This window comes from Micromonospora rifamycinica, assembly GCF_900090265.1.
In the GTDB taxonomy this organism is placed as follows: domain Bacteria; phylum Actinomycetota; class Actinomycetes; order Mycobacteriales; family Micromonosporaceae; genus Micromonospora; species Micromonospora rifamycinica.
Map to the genome: position 1 here is coordinate 1,507,686 of NZ_LT607752.1, position 22,229 is coordinate 1,529,914.

Sequence of the window (22,229 nt, forward strand, 5' to 3'; positions counted from 1 at the left end):
CCACCCCCGCCGGGCCGCACCACCGACAGGAGGCATGGAACGGCACCGTGGCCACCGGCACGTCCACGACGTTCGGCCCACCCGCACCGCCACCGATCCGCACCGCTGGGAGAGACCATGTCCGAAGTGACCCGAAGAAACGTCCTGAAGGCCGGGGCGGCGGGGGCCGGTGCCGCGTTGGTCCCGGTCGCCTGGACCGCCACCGCCCGCGCCGACTCGGTAGCGCCACCGCAGGTGCTGGCCGCGAACGACCTGGCCCTGTGGTACGACGAGGGAGCCGGCACCGACTGGCTCCGCGCGCTGCCGATCGGCAACGGCCGGCTCGGCGCGATGGTGTTCGGCAACGTCGACACCGAACGGCTCCAGCTCAACGAGGACACCGTCTGGGCCGGTGGACCGTACGACTCGGCCAACACCCGGGGCGCGGCCAACCTGGCCGAGATCCGGCGGCGGGTCTTCGCCGACCAGTGGACCTCGGCGCAGGATCTGATCAACCAGACCATGATGGGCAACCCGGGGGGTCAGCTCGCCTACCAGACCGTGGGCAACCTCCGGCTCGCCTTCGGCTCGGCCAGCGGGGTCAGCCAGTACGTCCGGACGCTCGACCTCACCACCGCCACGGTCACCACGACCTACCTGCTCAACGGGGTACGGCACCAGCGGGAGGTGTTCGCCAGCGCGCCCGACCAGGTGATCGTGGTGCGGTTGACCGCCGACCGGGCCAACGCGATCACCTTCTCCGCCACCTTCGACAGCCCGCAGCGGACCAGCGTGTCGAGCCCGGACTCCGCCACCATCGGGCTGGACGGCATCTCCGGCAGCCAGGAGGGGGTCACCGGTTCGGTGCGGTTCCTGGCCCTGGCCAACGCCGCCGCGACCGGGGGCACGGTCAGCAGCTCCGGCGGCACCCTACGGGTCTCCGGGGCCACCAGCGTCACCATCCTGATCTCGATCGGGTCCAGCTACGTCAACTACCGCACCGTCAACGGCGACTACCAGGGCATCGCCCGCACCCGGCTCAACGCCGCCAAGGGCGTGGCGATCGAGCAGCTGCGCAGCCGGCACCTGGCCGACTACCAGGCGCTGTTCAACCGGGTGAGCATCGACCTGGGGCGGACCGCCGCGGCCGACCAGACCACGGACGTGCGGATCGCGCAGCACGCGAGCAGCAACGACCCGCAGTTCGCCGCGCTGCTGTTCCAGTTCGGGCGGTACCTGTTGATCTCGTCGTCACGGCCGGGCACCCAGCCGGCGAACCTCCAGGGCATCTGGAACGACTCGCTGACACCGTCCTGGGACTCGAAGTACACGATCAATGCCAACCTGCCGATGAACTACTGGCCGGCCGACACGACGAACCTGTCCGAGTGTTTCCTGCCGGTCTTCGACATGGTGAAGGACCTGACGGTGACCGGGGCACGGGTCGCCCAGGCGCAGTACGGCGCGGGCGGCTGGGTCACCCACCACAACACCGACGCCTGGCGGGGCGCGTCGGTGGTCGACGGGGCGCTGTGGGGCATGTGGCAGACCGGTGGGGCCTGGCTGGGCACGCTGATCTGGGACCACTACCTGTTCACCGGCGACCTGGGCTTCCTCCAGGCGAACTACCCGGCGCTCAAGGGTGCCGCCCAGTTCTTCCTCGACACCCTGGTCGCCCACCCGACGCTGGGCTACCTGGTGACCAACCCGTCGAACTCGCCGGAGCTGCCGCACCACTCGAACGCCAGCGTCTGCGCCGGCCCGACGATGGACAACCAGATCCTGCGGGACCTGTTCGACGCCGCGGCCCGCGCCAGCGAGACGCTCGGCGTGGACACCACCTTCCGGTCACAGGTACGCACCGCCAGGGACCGGCTCCCCCCGACCCGGGTCGGTTCCCGGGGCAACGTCCAGGAGTGGCTGGCCGACTGGGTGGAGACCGAGCGGAACCACCGGCACGTCTCCCACCTTTACGGCCTGCACCCCAGCAACCAGATCACCAAGCGGGGCACCCCCTCGCTGTACGAGGCCGCCCGCAAGACCCTGGAGCTGCGGGGCGACGACGGGACCGGCTGGTCCCTCGCCTGGAAGATCAATTTCTGGGCCCGGCTGGAGGACGGCGCCCGCGCCCACAAGCTGCTGAAGGACCTGGTCCGCACCGACCGGCTCGCCCCGAACATGTTCGACCTGCACCCGCCGTTCCAGATCGACGGCAACTTCGGGGCCACCTCCGGCATCGCCGAGATGCTGTTGCACAGCCACACCGGCGAACTCAACGTGTTGCCCGCACTGCCGAGCGCGTGGTCCACCGGGCAGGTCGCCGGCCTGCGGGGTCGCGGCGGATACACCGTCGGCCTGCGCTGGAGCAACGGCCAGGTCGACGAGATCGGCGTCCGGGCCGACCGGGACGGCACGCTCCGGCTGCGGTCCCGGCTGTTCACCGGCAGCTTCACCCTGGTCGACGTCGCCGACGGCAGCACGCCGACCACCACCCGGCCGGAGACCGACGTCGTCCAGTTCGCCGTCCGCGCCGGTCACACCTACCGGGCGGCCCGGCCCGGCGTGACGCCGACCCCGACCGCCACGCCCACCGCCACCCCGACGCCCACCGACACCCCCACCCCGGTCCCCACCACGCCGACGCCGACGCCGACCACCCCGGCCCCGACCACCAGTCCGCCCGCCCCCTCGGGCGCCCGGGCGACGTACGCGGTGACCGGCTCGTGGTCGGGCGGCTTCCAGGCCGAGGTCACCGTCACCGCCGGCGCCACCGCGATACGAGGGTGGACGGTCTCCTGGTCGTTCGCCAACGGGCAGACCATCAGCCAGATCTGGGGTGGCTCGCACACCCAGAGCGGCGCCAACGTGACGGTACGCAACGTCGACTACAACGGCAGCCTGGCAGCCGGCGCGTCCACCACCTTCGGCTTCATCGGCACGGTCAACGGCACCAACACCGCACCGACGAACCTCACCTGCACGACGAGCTGACCGACGCGGGACGCGCGTCGTCGTCCGACCCGCCCACGGGCCGGTCGGGGCGGCGACGCGCCTCCCGACCCTCCCGGTACGCACGACCCCATCCCTGTGGAACGGAACGGACGGAAGAAGAACATGAGACGACCCACGCGCAGGCGTCGCCTGCTGACCGCCCTGGCGACCGGGCTCCTGCTGGTGACGGGCCCGGCCGTGGTGCTGCGGACCTCCCCGGCACTGGCCCTGAACAACGGGGTGGCCCGGACACCGCCGATGGGGTGGAACAGCTGGAACACCTTCGGGTGCAACATCAGCGAGGCCCTGATCCGGCAGATGACCGACGCGATGGTCAGCTCCGGCATGAAGGACGCCGGCTACCAGTACGTCGTCGTCGACGACTGCTGGATGAACCCCAACCGTGACTCCGCCGGCAACCTCCAGGGCGACCCCACCCGCTTCCCCTCCGGCATGAAGGCGCTCGGCGACTACATCCACGCCCGCGGCCTCAAGTTCGGCATCTACCAGGCACCCCTCGACAAGACCTGCGCCCAGTACTTCAACAGCTATCCCGGAGCCACCGGCTCGCAGGGACGGGAGGCACAGGACGCCCGGCAGTTCGCCGCCTGGGGCGTCGACTACCTCAAGTACGACTGGTGCTCGCCCACCGGCAGCATCGACGACCAGGTCCGCGCCTTCGCCAAGATGCGCGACGGTCTCGCCGCCGCCGGCCGCCCGATCGTGCTGAGCATCAACTCCAACAGCATCCACTCCAAGACCGGCCCCCAACGCGACTGGGGCGACGTGTCGAACATGTGGCGCACCACCGAGGACATCACCAACACCTGGAACAGCGGGCAGACCAACGGCTACCCGATGGGCATCCAGAACATCGTCGACGTCACCGTCCCCCTCGCCGCCCGCGCCAAGCCCGGCGCGTTCAACGACATGGACATGATGGAGGTCGGCCGGGGCGGCATGACCGACACCGAGATGCGCAGCCACTTCGCCCTCTGGGCCATCCTGGCCTCGCCGCTGATCGCCGGCAACGACGTGCGCAACATGAACGCCGCGACCCAGACGATCCTCAAGAACGCCAACCTCATCGGCATCAGTCAGGACCCGCTCGCGCTCCAGGCCAGCCAGGTCTCCTTCGACGGCACCCGCCGCGTCCTCGCCAAGCGACTGGCCAACGGGGACGTCGCCGTCGCCCTGTTCAACCAGGGCACCGCCGCCACCACCATCAGCACCAGCGCGTCCGCCCTCGGGTTGTCGGGTGGCCCGTTCACCCTGCGCGACGCCTGGACCAACACCACCAGCACCACCACCGGCGCCATCTCGGCCAGCGTCCCGGGCCACGGCACCGTCGTCTACCGGGTCAGCGGCACGACCGGCACCCCGACCCCGACCACGCCGACGCCCACCCCGACCACTCCCGCGCCGACCACCCCCGTGCCGACCACCCCGCCGCCGTCGGCCGGCCCGTGCCAGGTCACGTACGCGGTCAGCAGCCAGTGGCCGGACGGGTTCCAGGCCGAGGTGACGATCCGCAACACCGGGACCTCCGCGATCAGCGGTTGGAACCTGCGGTGGTCGTTCGCCAACGGCCAGCAGGTGAACCAGGCCTGGGGCGGCACGTACACCCAGAGCGGAGCGCAGGTCACCGTCACCAACGCGGGCTGGAACGGCACCATCGCCGCCGGCGGCAGCGCGAACTTCGGATTCATCTCCACCTGGTCCGGGGGTAACACCGCACCGACCGCGTTCACCCTCAACGGTCAGGAGTGCAGCGTGGCCTGACCGGGTGCGGTTTCCCGCACGGACGTGCGGACCCCCTGCCCCGACGTCGCCCGGCACCCGGGCGGCCCGTGGCAGGGGGGCCGCGTCGGTTCAGCCGCCCAGCGTGGCCAGCAGGGCGGTGGCCATGCCCTGCTCGCCCCGGGCGTTCGGGTGGAAGGGCGCGGCCGGGTTCTCCGGCAGCAGGCCCTCGACCCACCGGGTGCCGCTGCTCTTGCACGTGTCGCGCCCGATCGACGGGGTGTAGACGTCGGCGTAGCCGGCCCCGTTCGCGGCGGCGGCACCGGCCAGCATCGCGTTCAGCGTGGTGGCGACACCCCGCAGGTACGGCACGTCCTGGTAGGCGATCGGGACCACCGGCCAGCAGCCGTACCCGCTGTCCGGCACGATCGCCGGGTAGCCGAGCACCACGATCCGCGCCGCGGGCGCGGCCTGCCGGACCGCCTGGAGCACGGCGGCCACCTTCGGCGCGGTGGCGGTGATCCTGGCCCGCAACTGGTCGGTGCCACCGGCGGTGTACAGGTTCTTGCAGGGCGAACCCAGCGGGCTGCTGAAGCTCGCCTGCGCACAGTCGCCGATGATGCTGGAGAAACCGATGTCGTTGCCGCCGATCTGCACCGTCACCAGCGCCGTGTCGGCGGTGACGGCGCTGAGCTGCGGCGGGAGCGCGGCGGCCGACGAGCCGCCGTCCCCGACCAGGATGTCGTCGGTGGTGGCCCCGGAGCAGCTCACGTCGACGAACGACGACGAGCCGGCGGACGCGGCGACCAGGGAGGGGTAGTTGCGGTTGGAGCGCAGGCAGGTCCGGTCGACCTGGGTGGGGATCAGCGGACCGGAGGTGTACGAGTCGCCGAGCGCCACGTACCGCCCGGTGGGGACGGCGGCGTGGGCGGGTGCGGCGACGGTGGACAGCACACCGGCGGTGGCCACGACGAGCGCGGCCGTCCGGGTGACCGCCCTCAGCAGGGGCCGGCGGGGACGGGACATGACGCCTCCCAGAAGGGATCGCGGGGTGGTGGCCGCGATCCTGCCCGTGACATCCGTAATCGTCAATATGCACAACCCCCACTCATGCACGGTGCGGGATGTGGCCCGGTCGCACCGTACCGACCCGCCGGGCGACCCATTGGTTGACCAACCGGCCGACCGGTCGCGTCGATTGACGGGCGTCGAAGCTGGGCGGGATAATCCCCGCGGAGCCGGGCTGGCAGCGAGCCGAGGGACAGACAGGGCGCGACACCGACCGACGTGAACGGACCGAGGGCACACCACGGCCGGCGGTCGCACGTCACCACCATCCCCGGAAGGATCTCCATGCCCACCACGCGTTCCCGGTCCCGACTGGCGGTGTCGGTGCTCAGCACCGTCGTCGTCACCGGCACCGCCGCGCTCTCCGCCACCGTTCCCGCGCAGGCCGCCGCCGGCTGCCGGGTCACCTACACGGTGGCCAGCCAGTGGCCGAGCGGCTTCAGCGCGAACGTCGACCTCACCAACCTCGGCGACCCGATCACCAGTTGGCGGTTGACCTGGTCGTTCACGGGGGGACAGGTGATCAGCCAGGGGTGGAACGGCACGGTCACCCAGTCCGCGGACCGGGTCACGGCCACCAACGCCAGCTGGAACGGCAGCCTCGGCGTCGGCGCGAGCACCCAGCTCGGCTTCGGCGCCTCGTGGAACAACTCGTCGAACCCGGTCCCTGTCGACTTCGCGCTCAACGGGGTGCCGTGCACCGGCCGTACCACTTCCCCCACGCCGCCGCCGACCACCACGCCGCCACCCACCACGCCGCCACCGACGACGCCGCCGCCCACCACGCCGCCGCCGACGACGCCGCCGCCCACCACGCCGCCGCCGGCATCGGGCGCGCTGGACCAGACCTCGACCGTGGGTCGAGTCAAGGCGGTGGGAGACAGCGCCCAGTTCACCTGGCCCGGCATCTATTTCGAGGGCCGGTTCCGCGGCACCGGGGTCGGCATCGTCCTCGACGACGCCCAGAACGACTACGCCGTGCAGGTCGACGGGGCGACGGTCGCCACCCTGGTCACGCCGGGTCGGACCACCTACTGGGTCCGCAACCTGACCAACGCCGAGCACACCGTACGCCTGGTCAAGCGCACCGAGAGCCCGTGGAGCGCGGGCGAGTTCGGCGGCCTGGTCCCCGTCGCCGGGGGCGCGATCCTGGCCAGACCCGCCGCCCGCAGCCGGCAGATCGAGTTCATCGGCGACTCCTGGACGGCCGGCTACGGCAACATGTCGACCACCCGCGACTGCTCGAACAACGGCGGGGTCACCCGCAACTCGAACGCCGACGTCACCTTCGGTGCCCTCACCGCGCAGAGCCTGAACGCCGACTACCAGCTCACCGCCTGGTCCGGCCTCGGCATGGTGCGCAACTACAACGGCGGGGGCACCGACAACTTCCGCACCTACTACGAGACCGACCTGCAGGCCCTGTGGAACAGCACGGTGTGGCAGAAGCCGAGCACCTGGAAGCCGCAGCTGGTCGTGGTGGGGCTGGGCATCAACGACTTCTCCACCGCCCTCAACCCCGGTGAGCGGTGGACCACCGTCGACCAGCTCGCCGCCGACTACCGGAGCGCCTACCTGGCCTTCATCGACAAGCTGCGCAGCCGGTACGGCCCCGACACGTTCATCGTGCTCACCTACCCCGACCTGTCCCCCACGACCGCGCTGGCCAGCTCCGTCCAGCAGGTCGTCCAGACCCGCACCAGCCGGGGCGACACCCGGATCCGCTCGCTGTACTACGACGACAACGCGCTGGGGCTGGACAAGCTCGGTTGCGACTGGCACCCGTCCCGCCGCGACGACCAGCTCCTCGCCGGTGCGCTCACCCGGTTCGTCAACACCCTGCCGTTGAACTGGTGAACCGTCCCGCCGGTTGACGGCGGGAGCCGAGTCGCCCCGCCGACGGGGAGAAACGACGGTGCGGGGTCGGCGGCGTCCTGGACGCCGCCGACCCCGCACCGGCAGTCGTAAGGGCACTCGCCGGGCGGCCAGGCCACGCAGCAGAACCTCGTTTTCCCTGCTCCAGACGACATACGGCCTCTTGTTGACATCATACGTCATACGGATTACGTTTGTAATCATCGATACATATGATCACCTTCCGTCGAGGGTCGAGGGCCGTCGCCACCGGATCCCCGGCCACCGCACCTCCTCCCCCGGGCGGTCGATCGCCTGTCCCCTGCCCCCGAAGGAGCCCTCCTGATGTCGAGACACCGCCTGGTAGCCGGCGCTGTCGCGGGGATCGCGGCGCTCGCCCTCGCCATGGGCGGCGCCGCGGTCACCGCCGGAGCCAGCCCGCCGGCCTACGCGAACGACGCCGCGCCGCTCGCGGCCACCGCCGGCTGCGGCAAGGCACCCACCCTGACCAGCGGCAACCGCACCATCTCCAGCGGCGGTCAGAACCGCTCGTACATCCTGCGGATCCCGGAGAACTACGACCGCAACCACCCGTACAAGCTGATCTTCGGCTTCCACTGGAACGGTGGCACCGCCAACGACGTCGACTCGGGCGGGACGAGCGGCTACCCGTGGTCCTACTACGGCATCCGGGCGCTGTCGAACAACAGCGCGATCTTCGTCGCGCCGCAGGGCATCGGCAACGGCTGGGCCAACAGCGGTGACCGCGACCTGACCTTCGTCGACGACATGATGCGCCAGATCGAGTCGGCCCTGTGCGTCGAGACGACGCAGCGGTTCGCCATGGGCTTCAGCTACGGCGGCGGCATGAGCTACGCCATCGCCTGCGCCCGCGCCACGGTCTTCCGCGCCGTCGCCGTCTACTCCGGTGGCCAGCTCAGCGGCTGCAACGGCGGCACCCAGCCGATCGCCTACATCGGCATCCACGGGCTGCGGGACACCGTACTCCCCATCGCCACCGGCCGGTCGCTGCGCGACCGGTTCGTCCGGAACAACGGCTGCACCCCGCAGAACCCGCCGGAGCCGGCGCAGGGCAGCCTGACCCACACCGTCACCTACTACGCGGGCTGCCGGGCGGGGTACCCGGTCGCCTGGGCGCCGTTCGACGGCGGGCACGCCCCCAACGCCGTGGACGGCACCGCCGACCCCTACGCACCCGGCGAGAAGTCCTGGACCCGGCCGGTGGTGTGGAACTTCTTCAGCCAGTTCGACGGCACCACGCCGCCCACCACTCCACCGGCGACCCCGACCACCCCACCGGCCACCCCGACCACTCCACCGGCGACCCCGACCACCCCACCGCCCGGCGGTAGCGGCTGCACCGCCACGGTGACGGTGAACCAGTGGACCGGTGGCTTCACCGCCTCAGTACGGGTCACCGCCGGCTCCGCCGGCACCACCGGCTGGACGGTCAGCGCCACCCTGCCCGGCGGGGCCAGCGTCACCAACACCTGGAGCGCCACCGCCAGCGGCAGCACCGGAACGGTGCGCTTCACCAACGTCGACTACAACGGCCGGCTCGCCCCCGGCCAGGTCGCGGAATTCGGCTTCCAGGGCAACGGCAGCGGGTCCGGGCTGACGCCCACCTGCACCGCACGCTGACCGGCGGCCCGCCGACAGGGCACCAGCACCGCGCCCCGGGGCCGGTGGGCGGGGTTCGACTCCCACCCACCGGCCCCGGGCAGGCTCTCCCCCGACCCCGGGTCGTCCGAACCGACCCCACCGGTCACCCGATCCGCGAATTCGTCGTGGCCGATCGGCGATCCAGCGGCCAGACATGACTCTTGCTGCCATGATGGCGGACGTGGGAGCTGCGAAAACCAATACGCCTGTCATCTCGCCGCTGGCCGGCGAGCCGATCAAACGCGCCGACGCGGAACGGCTCGCGGGGGTGCTGAAGGCCTTCGCCGACCCGGCCCGGCTGCGGCTGCTCAGCCTCATCCAGTCGGCCCCGGAGGGCGAGGCGTCCGTCACCGACCTCACCGCGCCGCTCGGCCTGTCCCAGCCGACGGTGAGCCATCACCTGCGGATCCTCACCGAGGCCGGGCTGATCGAACGCGAGAAGCGCGGCGTCTGGGCGTACTACCGGACGGTGCCCGCCGCGATCAGCGCGATCGCCGACCTGTTGACCCCACCCCGCAAACGGGCCACCAAGAAGACCCGCTGACGCCGGACGGTCGGCGGCCCACCGGGGTCAGGATCCGAAGGACCCGGCCCCCGGTTCCCAGCGGTACAGGTACACCGGGGTCTGCTCGGCCACCATCCGGGCGAGGTTCTGTCGGACCTCCCGCAGGTGCGGCGAGAAGACCTCCGGGTCGGCACCGCCCCAACGGGTGAAGATCCGCTCGGCCTCGGCATGCGTCCGGAGCGCCTCGGCGCGTCGGTTCAGCCGCCACAGGTGGCCGCTCAGGTTCGCCAGCACCGCGGCCAGGTCCAGCTCGAACACCACCGGATTGCAGTCGACGAGTTCCCGGTAGATCTCCTCCGACTCCGCAGTCGCCTTCACCGCCTCCTCCAGCCGGCCGGACTCGGCGTACCGGAGACCGAGCGTGTTCAACGTCAGGGCCAGTTCCGGTAGGTACACCGCCGGCTGTTCGTCGCTGAGCCGACGCCAGAGCCGCGCCGCGCGGCGCGCGGTCCGCAGGGCGGAGTCGGCCCGGCCCTGGTGCGCCTTGATGGCCGAGAGGTTGGTCAACGCGGCGGCCCGGCCGACCTCGCCGGCCGGCGACGGGGCGTCGGCGGAGAACAGCTTCACGCTGCGCCGGGCCGCCACCTCGGCCTCCGGGTGGCGGCCGACCTCGGCCAGCCGGATGCCGAGATTGTCGAGCGTCTCGGCGAGACGGAACCGGTACGCCGGGTCATCCCCGGCGAGGAAATCGAGGATCTCGACCGCCCGCTCGACGCTGGCCAGCGCCTCGGCGCTCCGGTTCACCGCGGCGAGCCGGTGACCCCGCAGGTGCAGCGCCCAGGCGAGCAGCACGGCGGTCGTCGGGCCGGGATCGGCGGCGCGCGCGGCCTCGGCGGCGGCCACCGCCCGGTCGAGGGCGGCCTGCGCCGCGTGCCGATCGCCGGCCCGGGCCAGCCGGCGACCGTAGTCGATGTGCAGCCGGGCCCGTTCGGCGTCGTCACCGCACCGGGGCAGCCGGTACTCGACCAGCCGGCCGGTGATGCGGCGGGCCACCAGGTCGAAGTCGGAATGCCGCCCCGGGGGGAGGTGCGGCTCGATCGCCGCCAGCAGTTCGACGTCCATGTCGGGCAGGTCGACGATCGTCGCCAGGACCGCACCACCGGCGGCGGTGGCGAGTGCCGGATCCGCCCGGAGCGCCGGCAGCAGCACCCTGGTCGCCACGTGCCGCCATTCGGTGGCCACCTCGCTGAGCACGGTCAGCGCCCGGGCCCGGACCCCGGCCGCCGTGGCCGGCTCCAGGTCCGCCGCCCGGAGCAGTGCCCGGGCGACACCGGCCGCCCAGGAACGGGGCGGGTGGCGGGACCACCAGTCGTGACCGGCCACGGCCAGCGCGAGATACGCCTCGCCCCACCGGTCGGGCCGCAACGGTTCCAGCACGGACTCCTGGTCGTACGACGGATAGCAGGCGGTGTGGTCGGTCAGCAAGGCCCTGATCGTGGTCGGTTCGGCACCGGCGCAACGGAGGATCTCCCCCGCCGCGTCGTCCGCCACCGGGCCGGCCAGCGTCGCGGTCACCACGGCCAGATCGAGCTGTTGGGTCGGGCTGGTCGTCACCCCGGCCCGGCGCAGCTTCTGCCAGTGGGCGGTCTCCCGGCCGATCAGGTGGCCGTAGAGATCCACCAGACTGGACGGCGCGGTCGATCCGGCCAGCCGGCTGACGTCGACGGCGACCAGGGCGGCCAGCTGCACCGCCAGCGCGGTCCCGTACGCGGGATCGGTCAGCCGGGGCACCACCACCTCGGCGGGCCGGGCATCCGGGAGCAGGCTGGCGAACCGGTCGACCGCCACCCGGAAGAGCCGCCGCCGGGCCTGCGGATCCGCCGCCAGCGGCGGCAACGGGAACTCGTCGGCCGGCATACCGACCCCGGTCAGCCAGGAGCGCAACCCCGCCCACCAGTACCCCGGGGAACGGGCCAGCAGCAGCACCCGGACCTGTCCCCCGCCGTGCAGCAGCGGGTCGGTCAGGAGCGACGGCAACGCGCCGGCCGGCCAACGGTCGGCGTAGTCGACCACCACCAGCAGTGCGCCATCGTTGTCGGACCCGCCGGACGGACCGGATCGCGGCTCGGGCGTCAGGGGCTCACAGGACGCGTGCAACACCGTCCATCCGGCCTCCTGGGCGGTCGCCCCGACCCGGTCGGCGAGCCGGGTCTTGCCCTGGCCACCCGGGGCGTACATCAACCGCACCGACCTCAGGCCGGCGTGCGGCGGGTCGAGCCAGCGCCACAACGACCGTTGCTCGTCCTCGCGCCCCACGAAGGGCACCACCCGGTGACGCGGGTCGAGCAGCTCGGACAGTCGCAGGCTCTCCACCGCGCGCGGCACGCCACCGCCAGCGCCGGTCAGCCGGTAGGCCGGCGAGCCGATGAAGACATTTCCGTGGAAATAGCCGCTGATGCCGACACTGAAGGGCTCGGCCCACACCGGGCCGGTGTGCGAGACGACGTAGCCGGTCGGTAGGAACGGGTCGGTGCGGTCGGTGATCGCCTGATGCGGCGGATTCCGTGGAGCCGGACGCCACCAGCGGCCCGGGATCATCGGGGTCGGCGGTGGATGCCGCTGATGCCCACACCACCGTCGGTCTCGACATCACCGGTCGCGGAGGCGCTCATCGGGGTGTCGTCGTCGGCCGGAGCGTCGATCCCGGAGACGCCGTACCCGTGACGGGTGGTCGTCACCCGGCCTGTTTTCTCGGCCCGCAGGCCCGGTCGGGTCGGGGCCAGGGCGGCCCACAGGGCCACGCCGACCCCGGCGACGGCGGCCACCGCGGACACCGCCGTGGCGACCAGGTCGGCCGTGTCAGCGCGCAGGACGACGAACGACAGCGCCAGGACGGCGACGAGCGCGCCGGTGACCAGCAGCACCATCCGACGGGACGACCTCAACACCGACCTCCTCGCAGCGCGGGCGCTGCCACCCGGGAACGTCACCCGGTCGCCTGTCACCAAGCGTAGGGTCGCCCGGCCGGCCGCCGACCGTCCTGCCGGCTATCCGACATGGACGGTGCCGCCGGCCGGGCCGCAACACTCAGTCGGCGGGGCGCGACGGTACGCCGAGCGCGGCGCACGCCTGCTCGTACATCCGGACCACCTCGCGGCGGATCTCGGCCCGCTCGGTGAGCCGGTGGGCGAACGGGATCCGCACCGGCACCTCAAGGTCGTCGAGGGTGACGGCGAAGTCCATCCCGTCGGCGTCCAGGCCGGTCACCCGCGCCCGGGTCGCCGCCGGGCAGCCGCCGAGGGCACGGCAGATCAGCAGCGAGTCCCCGGCGTGGTCGTCGTTCATGTGCCGGCTGACCGCGTGGACGACGTCGGCGTCGAACGGCTGCCCGGTCACGCCACCGCCTCCGGCATCCCCGGGCCGTCCGGCACGTGCCCGGCCAGGGCGGTGAAGACCGCCATGTTGTGCCGGTAGGCCACCAGCACCTCGTCCAGCAGCGCCGCCTCGTCGGCCGGGCTCAGCGGCAGGGCGTCCAACCGCGCCCGGTACGCGTCCTTGTACGCCGTGGGCCGGGGGATCCGGTCGAAGGTGTAGAAGGCCACCCCCGCCTGCCCGGTCAGCCCGTACCGTCGGGCCACCGCCCGTCCGATGTACAGCCCCCCGGAAAGGTCGCCCAGGTAGCGGGTGTAGTGGTGGGCGATGAAACGCACCGGGGACGTGCCGCCCACGGTCCGGATCCGGTCGGCGTAGGCGACCGTCGTCGGGTGCGGCGTGGTGCGCGACGCCCAGTCCGGTCCGGCCAGGTGGATCAGGTCCGCCTCCAGGGCGGGCAGCCGGGTCAACGCGTCGTCGACGAACCCACCCGCGACCGGATCGTCGCGCATCGCCTCGGCGGCCGACTCCAACGCCTGGTACAGGGCATGGTGCTGCACCACCAGGTCGAGGTAGCCGGCCAGGTCCAGCTCGCCGCCGACCAGCGCGGTGACGTAGCGCTGGCTCTCGGCGGCGGCATGGACCTCCTGGCTGGCGGCCCGGAGCCGGGCCGAGAACGGCAGGGGTGGGGTGTCCATCTATTCCTCCGTGACGGGGGTGTTCCGGGTCGGACCCCGGCGGCGGGGGACGACCAGCGGCAGGTGGGTGTCCGGGTGCGGCACGACCTCGATGTCGTGCCGGTAGACCTCGCTGAGCAGGGGCGCGGTCAGCACCGTGCCGGGGGGTCCGGTGGCCCGTACCCGGCCCTCGGCGAGCAGGGTGATCCGGTCCGCGTACGCCCCGGCCAGGGCGAGGTCGTGCAGCACCACCACGACGGCGTCGCCGGCCTCGGCCCGCTCCCGGGCGATACGCATAACCAACTCCTGGTGGTGCAGGTCGAGGGCGGCGGTCGGTTCGTCGAGCAGCAGTACCCCGGTCTGCTGGGCCAGCACCCGGGCCAGTGCCACCCGGGCCTGCTCGCCGCCGGAGAGCGACGGGTGGGGCCGGGTGGCGAACCGGATCACGTCACAGCGTCGCATGGTCTCGGCGACCACCGCATCGTCGTGGGCCTCCTCCGGGCGACCGGCCCAGGGGGAACGACCCATCCGGACCACCTCGACCACCGCGAAGGGGAAACTCAGGACACTGTGCTGGGTCAGCACCGCCCGGCGCATCGCCAGCTCCACGGCCGACCACTCGGCCAGCGGACGACCGTCGACCTCGACCGTCCCGGCGGCGAGCGGCAGGTCACCGCTGACGGCGGCCAGCAGGGTGGACTTGCCGGCGCCGTTCGGCCCCACCAGGGCGTGCAGTTCACCGGCGCGGACCCCGAGGTCGACCCGGTCGAGCACCGCTCGGCCGGCGCGCTCGACCCGGACCCCGGTGGCCCGGATCCGGGTGCCGCCCGGCACCGGGGCGGTCGGCACCCGGGCGGCCGTCCGGGCTCCGAGCAGCCGCAGCGGCCCCCGTCGCCGACGTACGTTCACCACGGTCCCCCCTCGGATGTGCGGGGCGGGGTGCCGGCGGCGCTCACGCCCACCCGCCGGCACGGTCCCGGGTGCGGCGCAGCAGCCAGAAGAAGGCGGGGCCGCCGACCAGCGCGGAGAGCACCCCCAGCGGCAGCTCCTGGTAGTCGACGAGGGTCCGGGCGGCGAGGTCGGCGACGACGACGACGATCGCGCCGCCGAGCGCGCTGGCCGGCAGCAGCAGCCGGTGTCCGGGGCCGGCGACCATCCGGACCAGGTGGGGCACGACCAGGCCGACGAAGCCGATGATGCCGGTGAAGGCGACCGCCGCCGCGCCGAGCAGCGCGGTGACCACGATCATCCGGACCCGCAGCCGTTCCACGTCGACCCCGAGGTGGCGCGCGGAGCGTTCGCCCAGGGCGAGCAGGTCGAGCCGGCGGGCGTCGGCGAGGGTGGCGAGCAGCCCGACCGCCAGGCAGGGCGCGGCCAGCGCGACCGCCGACCAGTTCGCCTGGGCCAGGCTGCCGAGGTTCCAGAACGCGATGGCCTGCACACCCGACTCGTCGGCGACGAACATCAGCAGCCCGATGGCGGCCCCGGCGACGGCGTTGACCGCGACCCCGGTGAGCACCAGGGTGACCACCTCGGTCCGGCCGCCGGAGCGGGCCAGCAGGTAGACCAGCCAGGTGGTGGCGAGGCCCCCGGCGAACGCGGCGGCGGGCACCGTCCAGCCACCGAGGACGGTGACACCGGTGACGATGGCCAGTGCCGCTCCGACCGCCGCGCCCGCCGAGACGCCGATGACGCCCGGCTCGGCCAGCGGATTGCCGAACACCCCCTGCATCACCGCACCGGCGCAGCCGAGCGCGGCGCCGACCACGGCGGCGAGCGCGACCCGGGGGAAGCGGACCAGCCACAGCGCGCTCTCACCGTGCACGGCGGCGGGCCGGGGGCCGACATCCAGGCCGAGGCGGTGCAGCACCGAGCCGAGCACCTCCGCCGGGCTGACCGCCACCTGCCCCCGCCCGGCGGCGACCAGGGCGACCAGCAGCAGGGCGGCGGAGAGCCCGGCGAGCAGGACCGGTCCGCGCCGTACCCGACGGCGGCCGTCGCGACCGGCGGTGGTGTCCCCGGTGGCCGGTCGGGTGTCGGTGGCGGTCATCGCGGGCTCCGGCAGTGCAGCGCGTCGGCCAGTGCCCGCACCACCCGCCCGGAGCGGGTGCCGAAGGTGAGCAGGACGCCGTCGTCCATGTCGACGACCCGGCGGGCGGCCCCGGCCGGGGTCTGCCCCACCCCGGGGAGCCTGAGCAGGCCGTCGACGCCGCCGACGGACTCCAGCCCACCGCTCATCACCAGCAGCACGTCCGGGGCCGCGTTGATCAGGCCCTCGCTGGTCAGCGGGCGGAACTTCGCCAGGCCGATCGCGCTGCCGGCGTCCACCCCTCCGGCCGCCTCGATCATCGCGTCGGAACCGGCCCCCTGCCCGCCGATCAGGTAGACCCCGGCGGTGCCGCGCAGATAGAGGAAGGCGACACGGGGGGCCGGACCGTCGGGCACCCCGGCGCGGGCCGCGGCGGTCTCCCCCTCGATCCGGGTGACCAGCCGGTCGCCGGCCGGGCCGACGCCGAGCGCCGCCGCGATGGCCCGGACGTGCCCGGGCACGGCGTCGAGGGTCTGCTCGGCGGCGACCAGGACCACCGGGATACCGGCGGCGCGCAGTTGCCGCAGTGTCTCGGGTGGACCGATGCTGTCGTCGGCGACGACCACCGTGGGGGCGAGGGCGAGCACCGCCTCGGCGGACAGGTCGTGCCCGGCCGGGGTGACCACGGGCAGGTGTGCCGCGGCCGGGAAGGTGGTGGAGGTGTCCCGGCCGACGACGTTGCCGCCGAGGCCGAGGCTGAACACGATCTCGGCGATCGAGCCGTAGAGGTTGACCGGCAGGATGCGCGCGGCGTCGGTGACCGTGGTAGCGACGCCGTCGGTGGAGGTGACGGTGACCGGCAGGGCCGGGGTGGGGGCCGGGTCCAGCGGGGTCACGTCGGTGTCGGGCAGGGTGGCGGTGACCGGGCCGCAGGAGGTCGGGGCCGACCGCGCCTCGGCCGCCGGGTCGGTGCAGCCGACCAGGGCGCCGGCGAGCAGCACCAGGACGAGCGGCAGCGCACGCGGGGTCACGGGGTGCTCCGGCGGTGGCGACGGCGGCGCAGGCCGGTGAGCAGCACCGCCCCGAGCACGGGTACGACCAGCACGGCGAGCCACCAGCGGCCGGTGTCGGAGGCGGCGCTGACCCGGGTCACCTGCGCCTGGTCGCCGGCATCGGCCGGGTCCGCCGGGTCGCCGGTGCCGGCAGGGGCGACGGCGGTGGCCGACGCCGGTGTGCCGCCGGTGGGCGTGCCGGCCGCGCCGGTCGGGGCCGCCGCCGGTGGGGTGGTCCGGGCGGCACCCCCGGTGGTCGCCGGGGCGGCGGTGGCCGGGGTACGGGTCGGTGCGGGCGCTGCGGCGGCGGCGAAGGTGACCGGCACCCGGACATCCTGCGAGCGGTCGGCGGTGCGGGTGTGGTCGGCGCGGGAGGCGACCACGCACCGGCTGACGGTGCAGTCGATCGTGCCGATGCGGGGGTTCACGGTGAGGGTCACCCGGAACGAGCCGCCCGGGCCGTAGGGGACGGCCAGTCCCTCCCCGTAGGAGGGTGGGTCGGACGAGATCCAGTGCGACGCGCCGGTGCTGCCGGTGGTGTCGGCCCCACCGCCGCACGGGCTGGGGGCGGCCCCGGCGCCGTTGTCCACGCAGAACGCGACATAGATGCCCTTGGTGACGTCGTACCCGTTGCCGGTGACGGTCACCGTCGCCCCGGTGCGGGACACCCCGCTGGTGGGGGTGGCGGTGAGGGTCTGCCCGGCGGCGCCCCGCCCGGTCCCGGCGTGGGCCGGCGTCGACCCCACGCCGATACTGACAGTGATCGCGGCGACGGTCAGGATGGCGCGAGGCAGTGCCCGCATCAGGCTCCTCCCATGACGGATCGGGCCGGCTGCCACACCGACCGTAGTTAAGGTTTGCCTAACCTAAGCGACTGATCCGCTGTTCACAAGAGGTTCTTCGGCCCAAGATCTTCGGCCGCTTTGCCGGATGCCGCAGTAGTTAGGTTTGCCTAACCTCAACCACTGTCCGTATTGGGCACCACAGAGGGAGCAGCATGGTCAGATCCAGAACCAATGCCGGTCGGTGGCGGACGTCGCGCTGGGCGGCGGTCGCCCTGCTCGGCGCGTCGACCGTCCTCGTCGGGGTCAGCCCCGCCCAGGCCGCCGGGGCGGAGCTCAGCTCCGGCAGCCTGACCTGGGGTTTCAAGGCGTCTTTCCGCGCCTACGTGAACACCGGCAACGGCAACCCGCCGATCGCCGCCAGCGACGGCGCCCGCATCAACAGCGACGGCACCTTCACCTTCCCCGCGAAGGGCGGCACGTACGACGCCGGCACCGGCGCCATCGACGCCGCGTACGGCGGGAAGATCGTCTTCTCGTACCCGGCGCACTTCTTCACCATCGCGTTGGCCAACCCGACGATCGTCGTGACCGGTGGCACCGCCGCCGTCAAGGCGGACGTCGACCTCACCACCACGGCGGCCGAGCCGGTCTCGGTCCGCCAGGCCACCATCGCCACCGTCACCACCAGCGACGGCAACCCCGGTGGCAGCGGTGGCACGGTGACCGCGACCGATCTGGCCGCGACGCTGACCGCCGAGGGCGCCTCGGCGTTCAACGGCTTCTACAGCGCCGGCTCCACGCTCGACCCGCTGTCGTTCACCTTCTCCACGGGTGGCGGCGGCGAACCGGCCGGACCGGCCGTCGGCGTCACCCCCGCCACCGGGCTCGACCCGGCCGGGGCGACGATCACGGTCACCGGCAGCGGCTTCGACCCGGAGGCCAACGGGGCGGCGGGGATCTACGTCTCCTTCGGCCCCAAGGTCGACCAGCACTGGACCAACGCCGGTGTCCTCCAGGTCACCAAGTGGGTCAACAAGACGAACGAGCCGACCGAGGCCCGCGACCGGCTCAACGCCGACGGCACGTTCCGCACCACCCTGCCGATCAGCGCGGTCTACACCGACCGCACCGGCGCGCAGGTCGACTGCACGAAGGTGCAGTGCTACGTCGTCACCTTCGCCGCCCGCGGCGCCGCCGACCGTAGCCAGGACACCTTCACCCCGGTGACCTTCGCCCGTGCCCCGGTGGGCGGCGGCGACGCCGACCAGCAGATCACCACCACCGTCACCGGTGGCGCGCTGACCCTCGGCGTGGCCGGCTCCACGGTCGCCCTGCCGGCGGTCAGCAACGGGCAGGTCACCACCGGGGCGCTGAACGCCGCCACGGTCGCCGACCTGCGCGGCACCAACGCCGGCTGGAGCCTGGTCGGGCAGGCCTCCGACTTCGCCTCGACCACCGGCGGCACCATCGCGGCGGACAACCTGGGTTGGGTGCCGAGCGCCACCGTCGGCACCGACCCGCTCGCCGGCACCCCCGGCGTGGTCACCCCGGGCGCGCCCGCCGCGCCCGGTGCCGGACTGGGCACGGCGCGTGCGCTGTGCACCTCGGCCACCGGCGCGAGCAACGGCACCTTCACCTGTGGCGCCCAGCTCAACCTGGGGGTTCCGGCGTCCGCCCCGGCGGGCGACTACAGCGCGGTGCTCACCCTCACCCTCTCCTGATCAGGCACCACACCGGTGGGACGGGCCCCGTGCCCGTCCCACCGGCCCGACCACTCCCCGGAGCCCGGCATGTCCCTGTCTACCGCCCTGTCCCGCAGCGGCGCCGCGCTCGCCGCCGCGCTGCTCGTGGCCACGGTCCAGCCCGCACCGGCCCGCGCCGCGCCCGCCCCGACGCCCGGCCCGACGGCCGCCGCCGGGGAGACCGGCACGGCCCGCTGGGCCGTCCAGCCGTCCAGCGCCAAGGGTCCGACCGGGCGCAACTACTTCATCTACGACCTGGCCCCGGGCAGCACCCTGACCGACCACGTCGGCATCACCAACCTCGGCGACCGCCCGGTCACCTTCGATGTGTACGGCACCGACGCGTACAGTGCCGCCGACGGCGCGTTCGCCCTGCTGCCGGCGGACCGGCCGGCCACCGACGTGGGCTCCTGGATCCGCGTCGACCGGCGCGAGTGGACGATCCCGGCGGGCAAACGGGTCGACATCCCGTTCCGGCTCACCGTGCCGGTCAACGCGACCCCGGGCGACCACACCGGCGGGGTGATCGGCGCGGTGGCCCGGGTCCGGACCACCGCCACCGGGCAGCGGGTGCTGGTCGACCAACGGCTCGCCGCCCGGGTCTACCTGCGGGTCACCGGCCCGGTCCGACCGGCCGTCACCGTCGAGGCGGTCGACGTCTCCTACGACCACCCGGTCGACCCGTTCGGCGGTGGCGACCTGGTGGTCCGCTACCGGCTGCGCAACGACGGCAACGTCCGGCTCGGCGGCAGCGGCACGGTGACCGTCACCGCCCCCTTCGGCCGGGAACAGGCCCGCACCTCCCCCACCGACCTGCCGGAGCTGCTCCCCGGGACGACCTTCACCGTCACCGAGCGGATCACCGGCGTACCCCCGCTGCTGCGGCTGACCGCCGCGGTCGACATCGCGGCGACCAGCACGGACACCGCGCTACCGCCGGTGGTCCGTACCGCCGGGGTGTGGGCACCGCCCTGGCTGTTGCTGGCCCTGCTCGCCGGGGCGGCCGGCTGGGCCGGGCTGCGGTGGTGGCGACGCCGGCGCACTGCCGCCGACGGGCCGGATCCGGATGCCGACCCGCGTCCCGCCGCCCCGCCCGCCCGATGACCGGGCCGCTGCGTGCCGTGGCCCTGCTGGCGGTGGCCGCCGCGTTGGCTCCGGGCGGCACCCCGGCGGGCGGTGCTCCCGGCGTCACCGTGCCGGCCGGGACGCTGCGGGTCGGCCAGCGGGTGCTGGTCGGCCTGGACGGCTGGCCGGCCGGCACGGTGCAGGCCGAGGTGTGCGGCAACGCGGCCCGGCGCGGGGTGCTCGACTGCGCGACCGGGGCCGCCACCCACGGCCAGGTGCCGCCCACCGGCCGGGCCACCCTGCCGGTGCTGGTGGCCGCCCCGCCGGTAGCCTGCCCCTGCGTGCTGCGGGTCCGCACGCCGACCGGCACCGCCAGCGCCGTCACCGACCTGGCGCTGACCGGGGTCGACGCCCCGGCGGTCGCGCCGACCGTACCGGCCGGGCTGACCCTGGTACGGGTGCACGCCGTCGACCGGTCCGGGCCACGCGGCTGGTTCGGCCTGCCCGGCGAGCTCGCGGTCCGGATCACCCTGCACAACCCCGGCGCGCAGGACGTCACCGACCCGCCGTTGCAGCTCACCGTCGGGCCGCCCGGACAGGCCCGGACCATCGTGGCCGCCCCGGCGTTGGGCCGCATCGCCGCCGGGCAGACCCGCGAGTACCACGTGCCGGTGTCCACCGGCACGGCCCCGTTCGGCAGCTACGAGGTGGAGGGTCGGATCGTGACACCCGGTCGACCTGTCGCGTTCACCGTGGCGGCTGCCCGGCGGCCCTGGGGGCTGCCGGTCGCCGCCGCCGTCCTCACGGTCGTGTCGCTGCTCGCCCGGCCGGCACGACGCCGGGCAGAGGACGGCCCGGTCGTCGTCGCGGCCGGGGTGTCGACGCCTCCCCTGCCTGGCGGCTAGCCCGGGCCTGACCCGCTCCGGCCCTGCACCCGGGGCAGCGCCCGCCGGATCGCCGCGTCGCTGTGCCCGCCCACCCAGATCGGTGGCCCGCCGGGCCGGTACGGGGCAACGCCGATGCGCGCGCCGCGCAGGCTCGCGAACCTGTCGTCCAGGTCGGCGGTGGTGCCGGCCCAGAGGGCCTTCATGACCTCCAGGCTCTCGTCGGTCCGCCGGCCACGTAGCCGCAGCGGCACCCCCAGCGCGCTGAACTCCTGCGGGTTCCATCCGGTGCCGACGGCGACCGCCAGCCGACCCGCCGACACGACGTCCAGCGTCGCGAGCTGGTTGGCCAGCACCACAGGTTGGTAGTAGGGCAGGACCAGCACGCTCGTCGCGATCCCCAGGCGGGTCGTCGCCCCGGCGACCGCCGCCAGCAGGACCACCGGGTCGAAGCCGGCGCCGTGCGGGTTCTCCAGCACGTGGTTGGCCAGCAGGACGTGATCCAGGCCGATCCGCTCGGCGTTCCGCGCTGCCCGGAGCATCGCGGCACCCGCGTCGCCCGGCCACGCCTGCGGTTCGAGGGAGAGTCCGAATCTCATCGTGACCGGGGGGGCTGACGCCGCAGCGGCGCGCGAGTTCTCCGATCCGCATGTCGCCGGTCTCCTTCCGCACCTGGCGATGCTAGAACCCTGACATCACTGTCAAGGTCAAGCCATCGCGGGCGCGGCGGGACCGGACGTCGCGGGCAGGACGGCGGGATGGCCCCTGACCGGGCCACCCCGCTCCAGCGTGCCTACCGGCCG

General features: G+C 73.6%; 18 protein-coding genes. 8 read left to right on the forward strand and 10 right to left on the reverse strand.

Going from position 1 to position 22,229, the window contains the following annotated elements:
- Nucleotides 1–117: 117 nt before the first annotated feature.
- Both GA0070623_RS06325 and GA0070623_RS06330 read left to right on the forward strand, forming a co-directional pair.
- Complete coding sequence (locus GA0070623_RS06325; protein ID WP_067313744.1) at nucleotides 118–2,970, forward strand: glycosyl hydrolase family 95 catalytic domain-containing protein; 2,853 nt, start codon at nucleotides 118–120, stop codon at nucleotides 2,968–2,970.
- A 123-nt stretch (nucleotides 2,971–3,093) separates the two neighbouring features.
- Nucleotides 3,094–4,752 carry a cellulose binding domain-containing protein gene (locus tag GA0070623_RS06330; protein ID WP_231932690.1) on the forward strand — a complete coding sequence of 553 codons (1,659 nt, stop codon included), beginning with the start codon at nucleotides 3,094–3,096 and terminating at the stop codon, nucleotides 4,750–4,752.
- Between the two features lie 90 nt (nucleotides 4,753–4,842).
- On the opposite strand, the gene GA0070623_RS06335 is transcribed toward GA0070623_RS06330, so the two are convergent.
- Entirely contained in the window at nucleotides 4,843–5,736 is an 894-nt protein-coding gene (locus GA0070623_RS06335) for an SGNH/GDSL hydrolase family protein (protein ID WP_067309029.1), read from the reverse strand.
- A gap of 327 nt (nucleotides 5,737–6,063) precedes the next feature.
- Here GA0070623_RS06335 and GA0070623_RS06340 point away from each other — a divergent pair, with 327 nt between their 5' ends.
- The 3 genes from GA0070623_RS06340 to GA0070623_RS06350 all read left to right on the forward strand — a co-directional run bounded on the left by GA0070623_RS06340 (nucleotide 6,064) and on the right by GA0070623_RS06350 (nucleotide 9,859).
- On the forward strand, nucleotides 6,064–7,635 hold the full coding sequence (locus GA0070623_RS06340) for a cellulose binding domain-containing protein (protein ID WP_067309110.1): 1,572 nt from the start codon (nucleotides 6,064–6,066) through the stop codon (nucleotides 7,633–7,635).
- Between the two features lie 342 nt (nucleotides 7,636–7,977).
- On the forward strand, nucleotides 7,978–9,294 hold the full coding sequence (locus tag GA0070623_RS06345) for a cellulose binding domain-containing protein (protein ID WP_067309032.1): 1,317 nt from the start codon (nucleotides 7,978–7,980) through the stop codon (nucleotides 9,292–9,294).
- 193 nt (nucleotides 9,295–9,487) lie between these two features.
- Nucleotides 9,488–9,859, forward strand: a complete 372-nt coding sequence (locus tag GA0070623_RS06350) for an ArsR/SmtB family transcription factor (protein WP_067309113.1) — start codon at nucleotides 9,488–9,490, stop codon at nucleotides 9,857–9,859.
- Nucleotides 9,860–9,886: 27 nt separating this feature from the next.
- On the opposite strand, the gene GA0070623_RS06355 is transcribed toward GA0070623_RS06350, so the two are convergent.
- The 8 genes from GA0070623_RS06355 to GA0070623_RS06390 form a co-directional block, all read right to left on the reverse strand.
- Nucleotides 9,887–12,304 carry a tetratricopeptide repeat protein gene (locus GA0070623_RS06355; RefSeq protein WP_157517548.1) on the reverse strand — a complete coding sequence of 806 codons (2,418 nt, stop codon included), beginning with the start codon at nucleotides 12,302–12,304 and terminating at the stop codon, nucleotides 9,887–9,889.
- Between the two features lie 110 nt (nucleotides 12,305–12,414).
- On the reverse strand, nucleotides 12,415–12,765 hold the full coding sequence (locus tag GA0070623_RS06360) for a hypothetical protein (RefSeq protein WP_157517549.1): 351 nt from the start codon (nucleotides 12,763–12,765) through the stop codon (nucleotides 12,415–12,417).
- 142 nt (nucleotides 12,766–12,907) lie between these two features.
- Nucleotides 12,908–13,216, reverse strand: a complete 309-nt coding sequence (locus GA0070623_RS06365; RefSeq protein ID WP_231932691.1) for a DUF2470 domain-containing protein — start codon at nucleotides 13,214–13,216, stop codon at nucleotides 12,908–12,910.
- Entirely contained in the window at nucleotides 13,213–13,890 is a 678-nt protein-coding gene (locus GA0070623_RS30830) for a biliverdin-producing heme oxygenase (RefSeq protein WP_067309049.1), read from the reverse strand. Before GA0070623_RS30830 ends, GA0070623_RS06365 begins: the two co-directional genes overlap by 4 nt.
- Nucleotides 13,891–14,781: a heme ABC transporter ATP-binding protein gene (locus GA0070623_RS30835; protein ID WP_231932692.1), complete on the reverse strand. Its 891-nt coding sequence runs from the start codon at nucleotides 14,779–14,781 to the stop codon at nucleotides 13,891–13,893.
- Nucleotides 14,782–14,821: 40 nt separating this feature from the next.
- The gene (locus GA0070623_RS06380; RefSeq protein ID WP_084261332.1) at nucleotides 14,822–15,919 is read right to left on the reverse strand and encodes a FecCD family ABC transporter permease; all 1,098 of its coding nucleotides are present in this window, start codon (nucleotides 15,917–15,919) and stop codon (nucleotides 14,822–14,824) included.
- Complete coding sequence (locus tag GA0070623_RS06385; RefSeq protein ID WP_172898368.1) at nucleotides 15,916–16,929, reverse strand: heme/hemin ABC transporter substrate-binding protein; 1,014 nt, start codon at nucleotides 16,927–16,929, stop codon at nucleotides 15,916–15,918. Before GA0070623_RS06385 ends, GA0070623_RS06380 begins: the two co-directional genes overlap by 4 nt.
- Complete coding sequence (locus GA0070623_RS06390; protein ID WP_067309052.1) at nucleotides 16,926–17,753, reverse strand: hypothetical protein; 828 nt, start codon at nucleotides 17,751–17,753, stop codon at nucleotides 16,926–16,928. Before GA0070623_RS06390 ends, GA0070623_RS06385 begins: the two co-directional genes overlap by 4 nt.
- A 194-nt stretch (nucleotides 17,754–17,947) precedes the next feature.
- Here GA0070623_RS06390 and GA0070623_RS06395 point away from each other — a divergent pair, with 194 nt between their 5' ends.
- The 3 genes from GA0070623_RS06395 (at nucleotide 17,948) to GA0070623_RS06405 (ending at nucleotide 21,447) form a co-directional block, all read left to right on the forward strand.
- The gene (locus tag GA0070623_RS06395) at nucleotides 17,948–19,456 is read left to right on the forward strand and encodes an HtaA domain-containing protein (RefSeq protein WP_089003941.1); all 1,509 of its coding nucleotides are present in this window, start codon (nucleotides 17,948–17,950) and stop codon (nucleotides 19,454–19,456) included.
- Between the two features lie 69 nt (nucleotides 19,457–19,525).
- A complete protein-coding gene (locus tag GA0070623_RS06400; RefSeq protein ID WP_067309062.1) occupies nucleotides 19,526–20,581 on the forward strand; it encodes a WxL protein peptidoglycan domain-containing protein in 1,056 nt (351 codons plus the stop codon).
- The gene (locus tag GA0070623_RS06405) at nucleotides 20,578–21,447 is read left to right on the forward strand and encodes a hypothetical protein (RefSeq protein ID WP_067309064.1); all 870 of its coding nucleotides are present in this window, start codon (nucleotides 20,578–20,580) and stop codon (nucleotides 21,445–21,447) included. Before GA0070623_RS06400 ends, GA0070623_RS06405 begins: the two co-directional genes overlap by 4 nt.
- Here the strand turns inward: GA0070623_RS06405 and GA0070623_RS06410 are convergent.
- Nucleotides 21,444–21,968 (reverse strand): LLM class flavin-dependent oxidoreductase, encoded by a 525-nt coding sequence (locus GA0070623_RS06410; protein ID WP_231932693.1) that lies wholly within the window; start codon nucleotides 21,966–21,968, stop codon nucleotides 21,444–21,446. The two genes, GA0070623_RS06405 and GA0070623_RS06410, sit on opposite strands and share 4 nt — an antisense overlap.
- Nucleotides 21,969–22,229 lie beyond the last annotated feature (261 nt).

What these genes read in the sequence shown, in the direction of transcription:
- GA0070623_RS06340 (WP_067309110.1), top strand. Translation starts at nt 6,064, where the DNA reads ATGCCCACCACGCGTTCCCGGTCCCGACTGGCGGTGTCGGTGCTCAGC.
- GA0070623_RS06410 (WP_231932693.1), bottom strand. Translation starts at nt 21,968, where the DNA reads ATGCTCCGGGCAGCGCGGAACGCCGAGCGGATCGGCCTGGATCACGTC.
- GA0070623_RS06350 (WP_067309113.1), top strand. Translation starts at nt 9,488, where the DNA reads ATGGCGGACGTGGGAGCTGCGAAAACCAATACGCCTGTCATCTCGCCG.
- GA0070623_RS06345 (WP_067309032.1), top strand. Translation starts at nt 7,978, where the DNA reads ATGTCGAGACACCGCCTGGTAGCCGGCGCTGTCGCGGGGATCGCGGCG.
- GA0070623_RS06380 (WP_084261332.1), bottom strand. Translation starts at nt 15,919, where the DNA reads ATGACCGCCACCGACACCCGACCGGCCACCGGGGACACCACCGCCGGT.
- GA0070623_RS30830 (WP_067309049.1), bottom strand. Translation starts at nt 13,890, where the DNA reads ATGGACACCCCACCCCTGCCGTTCTCGGCCCGGCTCCGGGCCGCCAGC.
- GA0070623_RS06330 (WP_231932690.1), top strand. Translation starts at nt 3,094, where the DNA reads ATGAGACGACCCACGCGCAGGCGTCGCCTGCTGACCGCCCTGGCGACC.
- GA0070623_RS06395 (WP_089003941.1), top strand. Translation starts at nt 17,948, where the DNA reads ATGGTCAGATCCAGAACCAATGCCGGTCGGTGGCGGACGTCGCGCTGG.
- GA0070623_RS06325 (WP_067313744.1), top strand. Translation starts at nt 118, where the DNA reads ATGTCCGAAGTGACCCGAAGAAACGTCCTGAAGGCCGGGGCGGCGGGG.
- GA0070623_RS06335 (WP_067309029.1), bottom strand. Translation starts at nt 5,736, where the DNA reads ATGTCCCGTCCCCGCCGGCCCCTGCTGAGGGCGGTCACCCGGACGGCC.
- GA0070623_RS06405 (WP_067309064.1), top strand. Translation starts at nt 20,578, where the DNA reads ATGACCGGGCCGCTGCGTGCCGTGGCCCTGCTGGCGGTGGCCGCCGCG.
- GA0070623_RS06400 (WP_067309062.1), top strand. Translation starts at nt 19,526, where the DNA reads ATGTCCCTGTCTACCGCCCTGTCCCGCAGCGGCGCCGCGCTCGCCGCC.
- GA0070623_RS06390 (WP_067309052.1), bottom strand. Translation starts at nt 17,753, where the DNA reads ATGCGGGCACTGCCTCGCGCCATCCTGACCGTCGCCGCGATCACTGTC.